Origin of the sequence: Shewanella sp. HL-SH4 (assembly GCF_051164845.1) — a bacterium.
GTDB lineage: Bacteria > Pseudomonadota > Gammaproteobacteria > Enterobacterales > Shewanellaceae > Shewanella > Shewanella glacialimarina.
In genome coordinates, this window is record NZ_CP195037.1 from 3,221,777 (window position 1) to 3,236,705 (window position 14,929).

The 14,929-nt window shown below is 39.6% G+C and carries 14 protein-coding genes, 2 pseudogenes and 1 other annotated feature; of the genes and pseudogenes, 9 read left to right on the top strand and 7 right to left on the bottom strand.

Features of this window, described 5'->3' with window-relative positions:
* The first annotated feature begins 4 nt into the window (after nucleotides 1-4).
* Nucleotides 5-1,144: a bifunctional chorismate mutase/prephenate dehydrogenase gene (tyrA, locus tag ACRWQL_RS15155; protein ID WP_434953399.1), complete on the top strand. Its 1,140-nt coding sequence runs from the start codon at nucleotides 5-7 to the stop codon at nucleotides 1,142-1,144.
* 131 nt (nucleotides 1,145-1,275) lie between these two features.
* Nucleotides 1,276-1,632 (top strand): hypothetical protein, encoded by a 357-nt coding sequence (locus ACRWQL_RS15160; protein ID WP_434950811.1) that lies wholly within the window; start codon nucleotides 1,276-1,278, stop codon nucleotides 1,630-1,632.
* Between the two features lie 66 nt (nucleotides 1,633-1,698).
* Here ACRWQL_RS15160 and ACRWQL_RS15165 read toward each other — a convergent pair whose 3' ends face one another.
* Both ACRWQL_RS15165 and hpf read right to left on the bottom strand, forming a co-directional pair.
* Nucleotides 1,699-3,639 carry a chorismate mutase gene (locus ACRWQL_RS15165; protein WP_434950813.1) on the bottom strand — a complete coding sequence of 647 codons (1,941 nt, stop codon included), beginning with the start codon at nucleotides 3,637-3,639 and terminating at the stop codon, nucleotides 1,699-1,701.
* A gap of 48 nt (nucleotides 3,640-3,687) precedes the next feature.
* Nucleotides 3,688-3,812 (bottom strand) — a sequence feature (Phe leader region).
* Nucleotides 3,813-3,924: 112 nt separating this feature from the next.
* Entirely contained in the window at nucleotides 3,925-4,275 is a 351-nt protein-coding gene (gene hpf, locus ACRWQL_RS15170) for a ribosome hibernation-promoting factor, HPF/YfiA family (protein WP_434926868.1), read from the bottom strand.
* Between the two features lie 386 nt (nucleotides 4,276-4,661).
* On the opposite strand from hpf, the gene ACRWQL_RS15175 reads away from it, so the two are divergent.
* The gene (locus ACRWQL_RS15175) at nucleotides 4,662-5,327 is read left to right on the top strand and encodes a cytochrome b/b6 domain-containing protein (RefSeq protein ID WP_434950815.1); all 666 of its coding nucleotides are present in this window, start codon (nucleotides 4,662-4,664) and stop codon (nucleotides 5,325-5,327) included.
* Between the two features lie 94 nt (nucleotides 5,328-5,421).
* Here the strand turns inward: ACRWQL_RS15175 and ACRWQL_RS15180 are convergent, their stop codons facing one another.
* The gene (locus ACRWQL_RS15180; protein ID WP_226413978.1) at nucleotides 5,422-5,871 is read right to left on the bottom strand and encodes a c-type cytochrome; all 450 of its coding nucleotides are present in this window, start codon (nucleotides 5,869-5,871) and stop codon (nucleotides 5,422-5,424) included.
* Nucleotides 5,872-6,066: 195 nt separating this feature from the next.
* On the opposite strand from ACRWQL_RS15180, the gene trpR reads away from it, so the two are divergent.
* On the top strand, nucleotides 6,067-6,342 hold the full coding sequence (gene trpR / locus ACRWQL_RS15185) for a trp operon repressor (protein WP_434950817.1): 276 nt from the start codon (nucleotides 6,067-6,069) through the stop codon (nucleotides 6,340-6,342).
* A 94-nt stretch (nucleotides 6,343-6,436) separates the two neighbouring features.
* Here trpR and ACRWQL_RS15190 read toward each other — a convergent pair whose 3' ends face one another.
* Together ACRWQL_RS15190 and slyD are read right to left on the bottom strand one after the other, a co-directional pair.
* The gene (locus ACRWQL_RS15190) at nucleotides 6,437-6,820 is read right to left on the bottom strand and encodes a hypothetical protein (RefSeq protein ID WP_434950819.1); all 384 of its coding nucleotides are present in this window, start codon (nucleotides 6,818-6,820) and stop codon (nucleotides 6,437-6,439) included.
* A gap of 283 nt (nucleotides 6,821-7,103) precedes the next feature.
* Nucleotides 7,104-7,676, bottom strand: coding sequence for a peptidylprolyl isomerase (slyD, locus tag ACRWQL_RS15195; RefSeq protein ID WP_434950821.1), 573 nt, complete (start codon nucleotides 7,674-7,676; stop codon nucleotides 7,104-7,106).
* Between the two features lie 710 nt (nucleotides 7,677-8,386).
* On the opposite strand from slyD, the gene thrA reads away from it, so the two are divergent.
* The 4 genes from thrA (at nucleotide 8,387) to ACRWQL_RS15215 (ending at nucleotide 13,863) form a co-directional block, all read left to right on the top strand.
* Nucleotides 8,387-10,855, top strand: a complete 2,469-nt coding sequence (gene thrA / locus ACRWQL_RS15200; protein WP_434950823.1) for a bifunctional aspartate kinase/homoserine dehydrogenase I — start codon at nucleotides 8,387-8,389, stop codon at nucleotides 10,853-10,855.
* The gene (thrB, locus tag ACRWQL_RS15205) at nucleotides 10,855-11,805 is read left to right on the top strand and encodes a homoserine kinase (RefSeq protein WP_434950825.1); all 951 of its coding nucleotides are present in this window, start codon (nucleotides 10,855-10,857) and stop codon (nucleotides 11,803-11,805) included. Before thrA ends, thrB begins: the two co-directional genes overlap by 1 nt.
* A gap of 37 nt (nucleotides 11,806-11,842) precedes the next feature.
* Nucleotides 11,843-13,126 carry a threonine synthase gene (gene thrC, locus ACRWQL_RS15210; protein WP_434950827.1) on the top strand — a complete coding sequence of 428 codons (1,284 nt, stop codon included), beginning with the start codon at nucleotides 11,843-11,845 and terminating at the stop codon, nucleotides 13,124-13,126.
* Nucleotides 13,127-13,311: 185 nt separating this feature from the next.
* On the top strand, nucleotides 13,312-13,863 hold the full coding sequence (locus ACRWQL_RS15215) for a hemerythrin domain-containing protein (protein WP_434953400.1): 552 nt from the start codon (nucleotides 13,312-13,314) through the stop codon (nucleotides 13,861-13,863).
* Nucleotides 13,864-13,958: 95 nt separating this feature from the next.
* Here ACRWQL_RS15215 and ACRWQL_RS15220 read toward each other — a convergent pair whose 3' ends face one another.
* A complete protein-coding gene (locus ACRWQL_RS15220) occupies nucleotides 13,959-14,144 on the bottom strand; it encodes a DUF3545 family protein (protein ID WP_226413992.1) in 186 nt (61 codons plus the stop codon).
* Between the two features lie 473 nt (nucleotides 14,145-14,617).
* A pseudogene (locus tag ACRWQL_RS15225) lies at nucleotides 14,618-14,728 on the bottom strand (IS3 family transposase); the annotation flags it as partial.
* 2 nt (nucleotides 14,729-14,730) lie between these two features.
* On the opposite strand from ACRWQL_RS15225, the pseudogene ACRWQL_RS15230 reads away from it, so the two are divergent.
* Nucleotides 14,731-14,895: pseudogene (locus ACRWQL_RS15230) on the top strand (IS4 family transposase); the annotation flags it as partial.
* Between the last annotated feature and the right edge of the window lie 34 nt (nucleotides 14,896-14,929).

Sequence of the window (14,929 nt, forward strand, 5' to 3'; positions counted from 1 at the left end):
TATGATGAACGAAAAAACCACAGCTGATTTAGAAAAACTTCGCGATTTAATCGATGGCGTTGATCAACAACTTCTACACCTGTTGCGTAAGCGACTGGATTTAGTGGCACAAGTTGGTGCAGTCAAGCACGCCGCTGGTGTGCCCATTTATGCCCCACAACGTGAAGCTTCCATGTTAGCTAAACGTCGTGACGAAGCGCAAAAGATGAATGTATCGCCACAATTGATTGAAGATATTTTACGTCGCTTAATGCGTGAGTCTTATTTGAATGAAAAAGATGTTGGCTTTAAACAGGTAAAAACAGACTTAGGCCATGTGGTTGTCGTTGGTGGTGATGGGAAGTTAGGTCAGTTATTTACTCAAATGCTCACACTATCTGGTTATCAAGTGAAAAGCTTGGACAAGAATGATTGGCACCGCGCCGAAGCACTATTTGATGGTGCCGGAATGGTGCTGGTTACTGTGCCAATTAAAGTCACCTGTGATGTTATTCGAGAACACCTGACTCATTTACCTGACACATGCATTTTAGCTGATTTAACTTCGATTAAAGAACAGCCTGTTCTGGCGATGCTAGAGGCGCACAAAGGACCAGTGGTAGGTTTACACCCTATGTTTGGCCCTGATGTTGGCAGTTTAGCTAAACAAGTTGTGGTGGTGTGCCATGGGCGTCAACCAGAATCTTACCTATGGTTGCTTGAACAAATTGCAATTTGGGGCGCCAGAATTGTTGAAGCTGAACCGGTTAAACATGATAAAGCGATGCAACTTGTGCAAGCTATGCGTCACTTTTCTAGTTTTGTATATGGTGTGAACTTATGTGAAGAGCAGGCTGATATAGATACATTACTGCAATTTAGTTCACCAATTTATAGATTAGAGCTGGCAATGGTTGGTCGATTGTTTGCTCAAGATCCCGAGCTTTATGCCGATATTATTTTTGCACAACAAGGCAGTCAAGACGCGATAAGTGATTATTTGGACAATTATCGAGATGCGCTAACATTATTGAAGTCAGGTGACAGAACTGCATTTGTAGAAGAGTTTAAACGCGTCGCTAAGTGGTTTGGTGATTTTGCACCACAGTTTCAACATGAAAGCCGTGCAATGTTACAGTCAGTGAATGATATGAAAACAGGTTAATCATTTTTCATTTTTTGTTGATTGCGTAAATACAGTGTAGGGCTTACATTTATATTCTAGTGGTCAGCGTATATTATCGATGACAGCGCATTTAAATTGCCCTTTACCTATTTTATTTTGGAGATGTACCCATGACTTCATTCGATACGCTGTCAACATCAACTTCAACATCAACATCAACATCGCAAGATAATACCGTAGGCCATTTTCTGTATGCAATGATGAGCGCTTTCCCGCTTTTTTTTATTCCTGTGTTAATGAGCTTTTGGCTTAATCTTATTCAGAAAAACATTCAGCCTAATTCATTACTTGCATCACATTTACGTTGGCAACGACTCAGTATTATTGGACTGTGTCCCTTTTTTATAGCGGGCTATTTATTAAGTCCTGTATGGCTAAGTGTGTCGCTCTATCTTATGGGGATAACGTGGTTTAGTTACCGTATATTTAAAGGCTGGGTGAGTTTGAATGAAGGCTTAATGGTTTAGGTTTTATAGTGTTATTCAGAAGGAATAAAAAATGCCGGTTAATACCGGCATTTTTGTGGATAAAGACTACAAATAAAGCTCACGAAGCAGGTTGCTATCGGCATCGGTACAAGGCGCTGCTAATACAATACCATCAGCGTTAAGTTGCTTGGCGGCTTTGGCCTGTGGATATCGGTTATTGCTCTTCTCATTAGCTACATTGCAAATGATAGGTAGATGGCACATTTGTTTTATGCTGACTAATGATGATAAGTCGAGACTGATTTGATCTGGCTTTGCAAAGCTTCTGACCCCAGAATCACACAGGATGACCTGTTGATTTCCTTGCGCTAATACTATTTGTGCAGCAGCAAGCCAATCTTCAGTACTGGCCATGTTATTACGTTCAATAATGACAGGCCTATTTAAGCTGCCTAACTGGCCGAGCAAGCCTTGATTAAACATATTTTGACCACTTAACATAACCATATCGGCTAAGTGGGCACTGCTGATATCGTTTTCTTGTTCGATAAATAATACGCTTACTAATCCCGCTTGCTCAATGACCTGAAGATGTTTCTTTAGTTGGCTTTCGCTAGTTACGCCCAAAGATGGGTTAAGAATAATAGCTTGAAAGCCCGCTTCTTTAGTTTGTTTTGCAAGACTCGCTAGCTCTGTATCAGTTTTAGGTGCATCAACTAATTGAAATGCGCCAAATTGATTATTACCTACTTGCAATTGTTTGCATTGGACTTCACTGTCCTGTGACTTATATTCGCGACTATATTTAGTTGTGGGCGATGTAGTAAGCTGATTTGGTGACTCGACAGCCCTTGAGCTATTCGGTTCAATCAGTAATTGTGCTTGCGACAATTGTGTTGGCTTGACAGATTCACAAGGGTAGCAACCTAATACTTTAATAAAACGGGTTAATCGCTCTAATTCCTTAATGGCTTGCTGCACATCATGGTTGGCAAGATTGCCATCAATGTCGATATAGAACATTTCTTCCCAAGGTGTACCAGGAATGGGACGCGACTCAAGTTTAGACATATTCAAACTATGGGCTTTTAACACCAGTAGTGCTTCAACCAGCGCTCCAGGTTTTTGGCCTGTAGCCATAATTAACGTTGTTTTAGCCGGTAATTGTGCTGGTACATCAACGGGTTTACGCGCAACAACAATAAAACGGCTTTGATTTATTTTTTGGTTCGCTAACCCATCTTCAATAGCGCTTAGCTGATATAGAGCACCCCCTTCAGCGCTACCAATAGCGGCAACACTTTGACTATCAGCTTCAATCACTTTAGACATTGCCTCAGCACTGCTAGCACAATACTCAAGTTTAAATTCTGGATGTAAGCTCAGGTAGCGGCTGCATTGACTAATGGGTTGTGGGTGCGCATAGACGGTTTTAATATTGGCAGTATCAGTACCTCGTTTTGCTAATAAACAATGTCCAACTTCTATTGTGGTTTCGCCCACAATCGATAGGCTGGTATGTTGCAAAACGTCGTACACCTCATTAATTGATCCTGAAGAGGTATTTTCAATCGGTAAGAATCCGTAATCAGCATGGCCTGATTCAACTGCGTTGACAATGTCATCAAAACTTTGACAGCCAAAGTCGATCATTGTCACCTGCCTTCTATCACAGTAACGAGTGGCGGCAAGATATGAATATGAACCTCTGGCTCCTAAAAAGGCCACTGTATAGTGTTGTTTCTGTGTGTCAGGATTGGCTCTGCCGTGTAAAAAAGCTTGCTGGTTAAGCACAGAGTCTTCAATGATGTTTTGGTAAAGAGATATCACAAAATGTGCATCAAGCCCTTTGTCTCGTCCAAGCTGAACAAGTCGTTCTAATAATTGTTTTTCCCTTTGGGTATCACGAATAGGTCTAACATCAACTTCTTTACTGCGGGCGACTTCAAGACTGAGTTCACGACGTTTAGAGAGCAAGGTCAGTAGCTCATTATCTAACGATGTAATCTGTTCTCGCGTTAGATCTAACCCTTGTGGCTTATTCATACTAACCTCTTAATATTGTTCAATTCGATTGCTTATTTCGATAGTAAAAACTAAAAAGCCCCCCATTTGGGAGGCTTTGGTATTTTCATTTTCTTTTTAATACAGAAAAACCGCCTCCCTATGTGGGTTGCATAAAAAATAAAATAAAAACGCGACACAATATTTTGTTCATAGGTTAAAACTAAAACTTCGCTAGGTGAGTGTCAATGTAAAATTGTTCACTTTGGCTTAAACCTGCATAAAAAAGCGCACCCGAGGATGCGCTATGTGTTTTTGGTATGAGTATCAAGCGGCGGTATCCTCCTTGTAGATATACTCAAAATCATCTTCTGCACGTTCAAGTGTAGTATGACGTTGAGCTTGGGGTTTATGGGTCAGGCGATTTAGCTGTTTTTCCAGCTTTTTACCCATTGCAGTAATTGCTGCGTAAAGGTTGTCGTTTTTCGCCTGGGCAAATAGTTCTCCACTTGGCAAGCCTATAGATGCTTCAATTTTAAAGAGCTGCTTTTCCTGAGTAATAATGACATGCGGGTTAATAAGATGAACATCGTGTCTTGTGAGCTTTTCAAATTGTCCTTCAATACGTTCAAGAATAGGGGCAGTGACTTCAAGTTGCTTGCTAGTGATTTTCAGCATATTTTGAACCTTCTGTTGTATTGCTTAACTTCAGATTACCAACTTAAGGCTATTAAAATGTGATCTATATCACGTAATTGAACGGGAGTTTTGTTAGGTGGTATTAATTTGAGCGTATAGACATTGTCGTTAAAAATAGCGGTAATTTAACTTGAAAAGCTAATTAACTAGGCGCATATTTGAATGGATAACAACAGCATGTTAGGCGGTTTAAGAGTGTGTTAACCTGTGTTTTTAAGGATAATGTTTATTGACCTGAGTCGCCTTTTTATTTCTTACACTTCTTTACGTTTTCAACTCCCCTTAATTGAATAAATAATTTTATAATGAGTGATGTTTTCGCCTATGGCGAATTATTACAACATTTATTAAAGTCGAGTGATTAAATGCAATCTCAATTTAAGCAAATTAAAGTGTGGGACTTTTCAGTAAGAGCGTTTCATTGGAGTATGGTGATATTACTCGGAGCGTTGTGGTGGAGTGCTGATGCGGGAGAGATGAGTCTGCATCAGATATTTGCCTACTTGCTACTAACGCTATTAGCTTTTAGGCTTATTTGGGGCATTATCGGGAGTGATACTGCCAAATTTACCCATTTTATTCGCCCCCCTAAAGCCGTTATTAAATATGCTAAAGATAAACAGAAGCCTCAATCTTTAGGGCATAATCCGCTAGGTGGATACATGGTGGTATTATTACTGAGTTTACTAGCCGTACAACTCGTAACAGGATTATTCGCTACAGATGATATTTTTACAGAGGGCCCATTCTATAGCACTGTATCATCTGCCACAGCGAGCACATTGACATGGGTACATAAACAAAACTTCAATTTTATTCTCGGTTTTGCTGCAATGCATGTTTTGGCTGTAATGGTTTATCTCATTAAAGGAGAAAACCTAATTACGGCAATGATAACAGGCTACAAGCGCGTTCAAGGTGAGTTGAAACAACCTAAAATGGTACCCATTTGGCTTGCGTTAATTGTGTTTGCTGTTTTATTTACAGGGGTGTGGTTTAGCTTGTTAGCAGATGTCGTCAAGTATATGTAGTCGATTGCTAATCGGTATGCCTGCTAAAAATTAAAGCCCATTCGATATTAGCGATATGGGCTTTTTATCATACTAGAGCAGAATGTTTGCGATATTAATCTTTTTTATAAACGTCGTGACAGCCTTTACAGCTTTGACCTGTATCACCAAATGCTTTTTTGATCTGCCCTAAATCCGTACCTTGCGCAATGACAGCCAATTTAGTGGCATTTTCTTGGAATTCAGTCATTTTGCTATCAAAATCGGCTTTGTCAGTCCAAATTTTAGCTAACGCGTCGGTATTACCTTTGTCTGAACCTGCGATAAAGCCTTCATGAGGGATTTTTGATAGTGCTGCAACATTGGTTGCACGAGCTGCAAATACCGTGGCATCAAATTCTTTTTTACCTTTTAACATCGCACCCATATCGCCAAAGTTATAGGCAATTAAACCGAATGCTGATTGGCGATATTTAATGGCATGATCAGTATCTTTAAAGTTATTAGCATAAACGCTTGGGATAAGTAGTGCAGTTGCCGTCATTGCGAGTAAAATTTTTTTCATTGTATTCTCTATTATTATCAGGGAGTATCGGCTTTATTTTACACATTTATTTTATGAAATCACCTTTAGATTGTTTCTGAATGTGAGGCGAGTTTACATAACTTCACTTTTGGATATCGCTATATAGTTTGTGCAGCTTTTGCTTTCGGCTGTTTCCTTGTTATTATCAGGGGGACTTTATTAAAGAGAGTACCTATGAGAGCGAATTGGAGTTTAGTGGTCGATAAAATTTTGACTCATTCGAATCATGATGAATTAGCGGTGTTATTTCGGTTATTGCTGACAGAGGAAGAGCGCAGCGCAGTTGCTGGCCGATTAAAGGTGTTTCAAACCTTACTGGAAGGTAAGTTAAGTCAAAGGCAAATCGCAGCTGAGTATCAAGTCAGCATTGCAACGATTACACGCTGTTCTAATTACCTTAAAAACATGTCTAATGAGCAGCGTCAGCAAGTTCAAAAGTTGATTTTGTAGATTGATAGGACTCCCATTACAATAAAAACCGCTTGATGTGATTAAGCGGTTTTTTATTGTTTGTTAAGCCTTTATTATCTCTAGTTAAGGTTGATTAACGGCCCTGGGTTCTAAACACTGGAATTTTATGGCGTCTATAACTAGAGCGCCTTAAAAGTAGGTAAGTCCCAAAGGTTACCAAGCAAATAGCAAACAAAGCGCTAGAATCTTTAGGGATAAAACGATAAAGCAAGGCTGCCGATAAAATATAAAGGAATGGCATATACCCATACAACCAGTCTGGCCATAAACCTTCTTTACGTCTGCGTTTAGTGTCGGTTCGACGGTTTTGTGAGCGTAAGTTATAAATTCTGGCGCCAAACAAAAACACTACAACAGCGGCTGCAATTGCATATTCTTGTTGTAGAATCAAAATACTTACCCCGCCGATAGCAATATATGTGTAAGGTAATAACTCATAAAGTGGCTTAATTAACATGAGCACTCCGTCGCTAATCATTAATTATTATTATTTTTATACTGAGATATACCACGCTGCTAACGCATGTTTATTAAATTGTCCTCAATCATAAACAAGGTGGAAAGGGCAAACGTGACACTATTAAATGGCGTATCAATTGATACCACACAGGATAAAGTATAGCGTATAAAAAAAGTCGCTGACTATATTTTAATCAGCGACTTGCATTTATTCAAACTTTCTACTGGTTTTAATTAGGTGAAATAACCTAATTGCTTAGTAAAATAGTCTACATTTATTATTAATTACAACCACATCCGCCATTGCCATCACAACCCGGTTTTTGGGTGTCACAAGGTTCATGATCGTGCTCATGATTATGTTCATGTCCACCGCCACAACTGCCACCATGGGCATGAATGTGTCCGTGGGCGATTTCTTCCGCAGTTGTTTCTCTCACTGCAATAACTTCAACATTAAATGTTAATGCTTGGCCTGCTAGGGGATGGTTACCGTCAACAATGACACTATCGTCTTTTACTTCTGTTACTTGAACAGGGCGCTGACCCATTTCTGTTTCTGCAATAAAGCGCATACCCGGTACGATATCTTCAATATCACCAAATGCAGCTAAAGGCACTTCTTGCTTCAAACCTTCGTGATATACACCATAAGCTTGTTCGGCTGGTATGTTTGCTTCAAATTTATCACCAACAACTTTACCTTCTAATTCAGCTTCTAGGCCAGGTATAAGATTTTCGGTACCCTGAATATAAACCATTGGCTCTGCATCAAAAGAGCTTTCCAATAATTGACCTTGTGCATCGCTTAGACGGTAATGAATGGTAACCGCGGCATGTTTTGAAATTTTCATAATGACTCCAATTGCTGATATGGGCGCATAATACCTTTATTTTTTTGGGGCTGCGATGATTTGTGTCGTATTTTGATCAATTCCTATTGATTTAGTTAGCTCGTTATTGTTTTTATCCGATTAATCGAATGCTATAGAAATTTACTCATTTATTAAGCATCAAGAACATTATCAGCTTGCTCATTCTTGCTACACTACTATTTGGGATAGCGTAATGGGTGCGCTTTATCTTTAATTATTGAAAAATATAACAATTTAATTGTGATACTAATAACGTTGACGTTAGCGTAAATGCAGTATTTTAATTGTTTTATTGCGAATGCAATTGATGTTTCAGTTTATGAAATATGAAATCTTAAATAAATCAACTTAAATGCTAATTAATATGCAAATTTATTGGCAACTGGGGTTGACAATATAGTGCTAAAAAAGCAATTCTGTAAGCATTAGTGAATAAGAGTTACCTGCAATGGAAAGCGTATGCGTTTGGTAACACTGATGAAACCCGAATAAGTGAGCGATATGTCAGCCTACAAGTCCGTTGTAATAGCAACCATTACAATCATTACAACCACCACTATTAATATAGTGGGGGCGGGCTGATTCATCCTAAATAGAATTCAGTAACAAGCCCGCTTCCCACAAAAGAAGCGGGCTTTTTTATTATAAAATTTTGCATTGATGTCATGATATTGGCAGGAGAAAACGGTATGAAAGTGATGAAGTTTGGTGGTACGTCGTTAGCAAATTGGCCTCGTTTTTTAATGGCGGCTGATATTATTGCTCAGTCTTCTAAGGCTGAACCAGTCGCTACGGTCCTTTCTGCCCCTGCAACAATTACAAATGCATTGTTGGAAATGGTTGATATAGCGGTGGAGGGAAAATCTTACCAAGCGGTTGTTGATCATATCGATCATGTTTTTAATAATTTATATACCCAAGCGGGTGAAACCTTGTTGTCTGTAGCTCAACAGGAATTACTAAAACAGAAACTTAATATGCAAATGCAGCAATGGAAGTCTAAGTTAGAGGGAATATCCTTGTTAGGTGAGTGCCCGGACTCAGTCAGGGCTGCTATTGTTGTTTCTGGCGAGCGTTTATCCGCAGCGTTAATGGAGCAAGTGATGTTGGCTAAAAACATTACTGCCGCGCAGTTGGACCCAGTTGCATTGTTTCTTGCCCATGGGCAGCCTTTAGAGTCTGTAGTCGATATTAATGTCAGTAAACCTCGGTTTGCAGTATTACCGTTAACTGAATACAGAGTGTGGGTTATGCCAGGTTTTACTGCCGCAGATGCTCATGGAAAAATTGTGACCTTAGGGCGTAATGGTTCTGATTATTCTGCTGCCGTGTTAGCCGCTTGTTTAGATGCATCTAGCTGTGAAATTTGGACCGATGTGGATGGTGTTTATAACACAGATCCTCGTGCGGTGACAGATGCTAAGTTATTGTCTCAGTTGAGTTATCAAGAGGCGATGGAGCTATCGTATTTTGGTGCCAAAGTATTGCACCCTAAAACTATCGCCCCAATTGCGCAGTATCATATTCCTTGCTATATCAAAAACAGCTTTAATCCATCAGCTCCAGGTACATTGGTATCGAACGATGAAGATCAAACTGGTTTACAAGTTAAAGCCATTTCTAATCTTGATGATCAGACTATGTTTAACGTATCTGGGCCAGGTATGAAGGGGATGGTTGGGATGGCCAGTCGTACGTTAGCAGCCATTTCACGCAGTGGTATTTCGGTATCATTGATCACCCAAAGCTCATCTGAATACAGTATCAGTTTTTGTGTTGGTACTCGTGACGCAGCGAAAGCGAAATGGGCTCTAGAACAAGAATTTGAATTAGAAATAAAATCTGAATTACTTGAGCCTATTGAGTTGCGCCAAGGTTTAGCTATCGTGTCCTTAATTGGTGATGGCATGAAAACGCATAAAGGAGTGGCGGCTAAGTTCTTCAGCGCGTTAGCTAAGGCGAGCGTTAATATTATAGCAATCGCTCAGGGGTCGTCAGAGCGCTCTATTTCAACCGTTATCCAGCAAAGTAAAACCAAACATGCTATCAGTGCTTGCCATCAGGCTTTCTTTGATGTGCAGCAATACGTTGATGTGTTCTTAGTCGGTGCTGGTAATGTGGGCGCAGGATTGCTTGAACAAATAAAACAACAAAATGACATGCTAAAAGAGCAGCACATCAGCATTCGAGTATGCGGTATTGCTAACTCACGTCAAATGCTACTGGACAGTAATGGAATTGAATTATCTAACTGGCAATGCTTAATGACTGATAATGCTCAACCCTATGATTTAAATAATTTATTGCTATGGGGGCAAGCGCAACAATTACTCAACCCAGTCTTAGTCGATTGTACCTCAAGTGAAGCTGTTTCAGACCGTTATTTAGATGTAATGAATGCTGGATTTCACGTGGTCACGCCAAACAAAAAAGCCAATACCCGTGATTATGCATTTTATCAAGCATTACGCAAAGTGAGTTTAGAGCAACGTCGTCAATTTTTATATGAAACCACGGTTGGTGCAGGTTTACCCGTTATTGATAACCTGAAAAAGTTGTTATGCGCGGGTGATAAACTGCATAAATTTAATGGTATTTTATCAGGTTCGTTATCGTATATTTTCGGGATGCTGGATGAAGGAATGAGTTTATCGCAAGCCACATCAATTGCCCGTGATAAATGTTTCACAGAACCTGATCCTCGCGATGATTTAAGTGGAATGGATGTTGCTCGTAAGGTGCTTATTTTAGCCCGTGAAGTTGGCTTGCCCTTAGAGCTTAGCGATATTAACATTGAATCTGTATTACCTACTGATTTTGATGATAGCGGTGATGTTGAGACATTTATGGCCAACTTATCCCGTCTTGATGCACAAGTATCTTCAAGAGTGTCTAATGCTAAAGCGCAGGGAAAGGTGCTGCGTTATGTTGGTCAAATTGATCAAGGTAAGTGTTATGTTCGCATTATTGAAGTTGATGCGACCGATCCTTTATATAGTGTCAAAGGTGGTGAAAATGCGCTGGCTTTTTACAGTCGCTACTACCAACCCATTCCATTTGTTTTACGTGGCTATGGCGCGGGTACTGATGTGACTGCAGCAGGTGTGTTCGCCGACGTACTTAGAACCCTTAACTGGACACGTGAGGTGGGTTTGTAATGAATAGCATTAATCAAGCTCAACTGAGTGTTTATGCACCAGCATCTATGGGGAATGTAGGTGTAGGTTTCGATTTATTAGGTGCTGCGTTAGCGCCTATTGATGGTAGCCTTCTGGGCGATAAAGTCACTATTAGCGGTATTGAAAGCGGCGTTGAATTTACTCAGGTAGGACCTTGGGCGCATAAATTACCAACGGATTTGAAAGACAATATCGTTTATCAGTGTGCCGTTTTTTTTCTTGATAAACTACAACGTCAAGATGGCGTTAAACTCATTTTAGAGAAAAATTTACCCGTTGGTAGTGGGTTAGGTTCGAGTGCTAGCTCTGTAGTTGCTGCGCTGTATGCACTAAATGAATACTTTGAACAACCATTTGATCAACAAGCTTTGCTATTGTTAATGGGCGAGTTTGAAGGACAAATCTCAGGTAGTGTCCATTATGACAACGTTGCCCCCTGTTACTTAGGTGGCATGCAACTAATGCTTAATACCGCCGATAAGGTTTGTGCGGCGATACCGAGTTTTAAGCAATGGTATTGGGTGGTGGCTTATCCTGGTATTTCATTATCGACCGCTAAAATGCGCGCATTGTTACCCGCTCAATATGATAAAGCCGTGGCGATTGATTTTGGTCGTTATTTAAGTGCTTTTGTACATGCTAGTTATCAACAAGATGCTGCTATGGCAATTGAAGTGCTCAAGGATGTACTTGCTGAGCCTTATCGCGCGGCAGCTATTCCTGGCTACCTTGATGCTAGAGAAGCATTAGCGCAACAAGGAATGCTGACTACGGGGATTTCAGGCAGTGGACCAACATTGTTTAGCGTCACCGACTCATTAGAAAAAGCTCAACAGGCAAAAACCTGGCTAGAGCAACATTACGTGACAGAGCAAGGTGGTTTTGCCCATGTATGTCAATTAGATGAACAAGGTACTCGACGCGTTTAGTATCGAAACAAAATTTTCAATTTAATAGGTAGTGGTAATGGAATTATATAATTTAAAACATCCTTCGCAGGAAGTTAATTTTAGTCAGGCTGTTCAATTAGGGCTAGGTAAAGATAGAGGGTTGTTTTTCCCTAAAACGATCCCTGTGTTAAACGATATTGACAGTTTACTTGATATGCCATTTGCACAGCGTAGTAAACTTGTTTTAGGCGCTTGGTTAGCAGATGAATTAGGGCAAGATAATGTTGATGCATTGGTTGATAAAGCATTTACCTTTGAGGCTCCCCTAAAAGAAGTTGATTTTCATCGTAGCTGTTTAGAGCTTTTTCATGGACCAACCCTTGCATTTAAAGATTTTGGTGCACGTTTTATGGCGCAATGTATCAATTTATTATCAGGAGATAAAGGGTTAACTATTCTGACAGCAACCTCTGGTGACACAGGCGCTGCTGTGGCGGATGCATTTTATGGTTTAGATAAAGTACAAGTTGTTGTGATGTATCCGAAGGGTAAAATCAGTGAGCTGCAAGAGAAAATGTTCACTACTTTAGGCAAGAATATCCACACAGTGGCGGTTAATTCTGATTTTGATGCTTGTCAGCATTTAGTGAAGCAAGCCTTTGATGATGAAGAGGTCAGAGAAGGTTTAGCGCTAAACTCTGCAAATTCAATCAATATAAGCCGTTTATTGGCGCAAATTTGTTATTACTTTGAAGCCATCGCCCAAGCTAAAAAAGCCGGTCATGAAAACTTTGTGGTATCAGTTCCTAGCGGCAACTTTGGTAATTTAACTGCAGGTTTATTTGCTAAAGCGATGGGCTTGCCAATAAAGCGATTTATTGCAGCAACCAATAGCAACGATACTGTGCCACGTTACTTACAAAATGGTGACTGGGCACCACATGATACTGTTGCAACTATGTCAAATGCGATGGATGTGTCAGAGCCGAGTAATTGGCCCCGCGTTGAAGCTATTTGTGAGCAAATGGGCTGGCCACTTTCTGATATTACTGGCTTAGCATTAAATGAATTGCAAACCTCTGAAGCGCTTAAAAATCTATATCGATTGGGTTATCAATCAGAGCCGCATGCAGCTATTGCAGCTCAAGGTTTACGTCAATTATTGGCTAAAGATGAGTATGGGATATTTTTAGGTACAGCGCATCCTGCAAAATTTAAGGATGTGGTGGATAGAGAGTTACAAGTTGACTTACCTTTACCACCTGAACTTGAAGCTGTCGTCAATAAAACCATTTTATCTGTTGAGTTAGACGCTGATTTTACTCAGTTAAAGTCACATTTATTTAGTACTCTTAGATAAATACATTGTTAGCAGAAACACTAAAGCACCTTATTAGGTGCTTTAGTGTTTCTAAAACTGCTAGCTTGTTAATTATCTGGAATATGATCTCTGTCATAACTAATTTATATGGTTGTAGTAGATTTGAAGTTAATAGGATATTGACTACAATTTGAGTAAGTGAGTTAGACATGACGGAGAAGACGATGCTTAAGCGATTAATGCGTGATCACCAACACATAGCCATTTTATTGAATATACTCACCAACAAAAATGCCCGTTTAGCCGAGGGTGAAGCTGTTAACTTTAATCTTGTGAGAGATATTGTTGAGTATATGCAGGGATATGCAGAACATAGTCATCATCCAGTAGAAGACATCACTTATCATTATTATGCCCAAAAAATGTCTATACCTAATAGCGATCAGCTTCGTGATGAGCATGAGCGGTTAGCTCAAGTCTCCGGTTCTTTGATGTACAGTTTAAATATGATCCTTTCTGATATTGTGATTTCAAGAGAAAAGTTGATCAATGATTTAGCTAACTACATCAAGTTACAAGTTGAGCATATGCAGTTTGAAGAAACGGAGGTTTTTCCTCACTTTGCTAAAGCATTAGATATCAGTGATTGGCAAAAAATTGAGCATTTATGCCATAAGAAACTGGTAGAAGACCCACTTTTTAGCCAAAACGATAATGTTATTTTTGAAGAACTTCGACAGTATATTGTGAAAGCAGATAAAAAAATTAATATATAACATTATAAATGTTATCAGTATGATCAAAAAGAGCACCCTAGGTGCTCTTTTATTATATTGCTATTTAGTGAATAAATATTCACGACTGCTCATGTCTATAACACTAACGTATTGGCATCAAATTCAAAAGAATCATCAATATCTTGTAATTCTTTTAGTAAGCGTTGCTTATCCTTAATTGCCTCAATCTCTCGCCATTTACGCTTTTTGTTAGATCCTTTGGAACGGCTTGGTCTTTCAACAACTTCGTCTAACGCACCACCATAGTCTAAACGATCCATGGTAACCTCCCTTGTTATTATGATGTCTCTATGCGAATAAGTATCATATTTCTATTGTAGGGTGCAACTTTTATGTTTCAATTGTGTTAAGTGCAGGTGAAGTTTTAATGAAGGTATTTTACCGTAATTGGCATGATGTGCTGAATAGAGTGGTAGTAGACTAATAAAAAGCCAGCTTACGCTTAACACCGATCAGTTAAGAAACTGATCGGTTGACAGCAAAAATGATCCTACGAAAATGGCTCCTTCTTTTGAACCGAGTCATTTTTTATGTTGTCTAACTGGCTTACTGATACTGAATTACTTGTCGCCCCCGAAGAACTATCTATCTTTCAAAAAGAATTTACCGAAATCGTTCCATCGCTGAAGTCGTCTCCAAGCTTGACTTAACGTTAGTTGATAAGTTGGGAGAAACCGTTGCACCAAGTGCTATTGACCTGGTCAAATGAATTCGGTCACCCTAGTTAAGTTCGTTAAGCCACTTCTTTTAACGGCTTATCCATACGCTCAAATTCATTAGGACTTTGATAATAGAGGTATGAATGCATCCGTTGGCTGTTGTACCACATCGTGATGTAATTCAAGACTGATGTGGTGCGCAATTGCTTCGCCAGGAACAATCCCTAAAAAGCTCAAAGCAATGAGGGAAAACGTTAAGCAATTTATCTTGCCCAAAAAACGAAAACGGCCCAAAAGTAGGACCGTTCGAATTAACAAAACCCGCTATCCAGTTAAGAGAAGAAACTCTTAACTGAATGGTGTTAAGCTTACACTGGCTTTTTTAG

Coding starts and splice junctions, on each gene's coding strand:
- tyrA (WP_434953399.1), top strand. CDS start 5: ATGAACGAAAAAACCACAGCTGATTTAGAAAAACTTCGCGATTTAATC.
- ACRWQL_RS15160 (WP_434950811.1), top strand. CDS start 1,276: ATGACTTCATTCGATACGCTGTCAACATCAACTTCAACATCAACATCA.
- ACRWQL_RS15165 (WP_434950813.1), bottom strand. CDS start 3,639: ATGAATAAGCCACAAGGGTTAGATCTAACGCGAGAACAGATTACATCG.
- hpf (WP_434926868.1), bottom strand. CDS start 4,275: ATGCTGAAAATCACTAGCAAGCAACTTGAAGTCACTGCCCCTATTCTT.
- ACRWQL_RS15175 (WP_434950815.1), top strand. CDS start 4,662: ATGCAATCTCAATTTAAGCAAATTAAAGTGTGGGACTTTTCAGTAAGA.
- ACRWQL_RS15180 (WP_226413978.1), bottom strand. CDS start 5,871: ATGAAAAAAATTTTACTCGCAATGACGGCAACTGCACTACTTATCCCA.
- trpR (WP_434950817.1), top strand. CDS start 6,067: ATGAGAGCGAATTGGAGTTTAGTGGTCGATAAAATTTTGACTCATTCG.
- ACRWQL_RS15190 (WP_434950819.1), bottom strand. CDS start 6,820: ATGTTAATTAAGCCACTTTATGAGTTATTACCTTACACATATATTGCT.
- slyD (WP_434950821.1), bottom strand. CDS start 7,676: ATGAAAATTTCAAAACATGCCGCGGTTACCATTCATTACCGTCTAAGC.
- thrA (WP_434950823.1), top strand. CDS start 8,387: ATGAAAGTGATGAAGTTTGGTGGTACGTCGTTAGCAAATTGGCCTCGT.
- thrB (WP_434950825.1), top strand. CDS start 10,855: ATGAATAGCATTAATCAAGCTCAACTGAGTGTTTATGCACCAGCATCT.
- thrC (WP_434950827.1), top strand. CDS start 11,843: ATGGAATTATATAATTTAAAACATCCTTCGCAGGAAGTTAATTTTAGT.
- ACRWQL_RS15215 (WP_434953400.1), top strand. CDS start 13,312: ATGCTTAAGCGATTAATGCGTGATCACCAACACATAGCCATTTTATTG.
- ACRWQL_RS15220 (WP_226413992.1), bottom strand. CDS start 14,144: ATGGATCGTTTAGACTATGGTGGTGCGTTAGACGAAGTTGTTGAAAGA.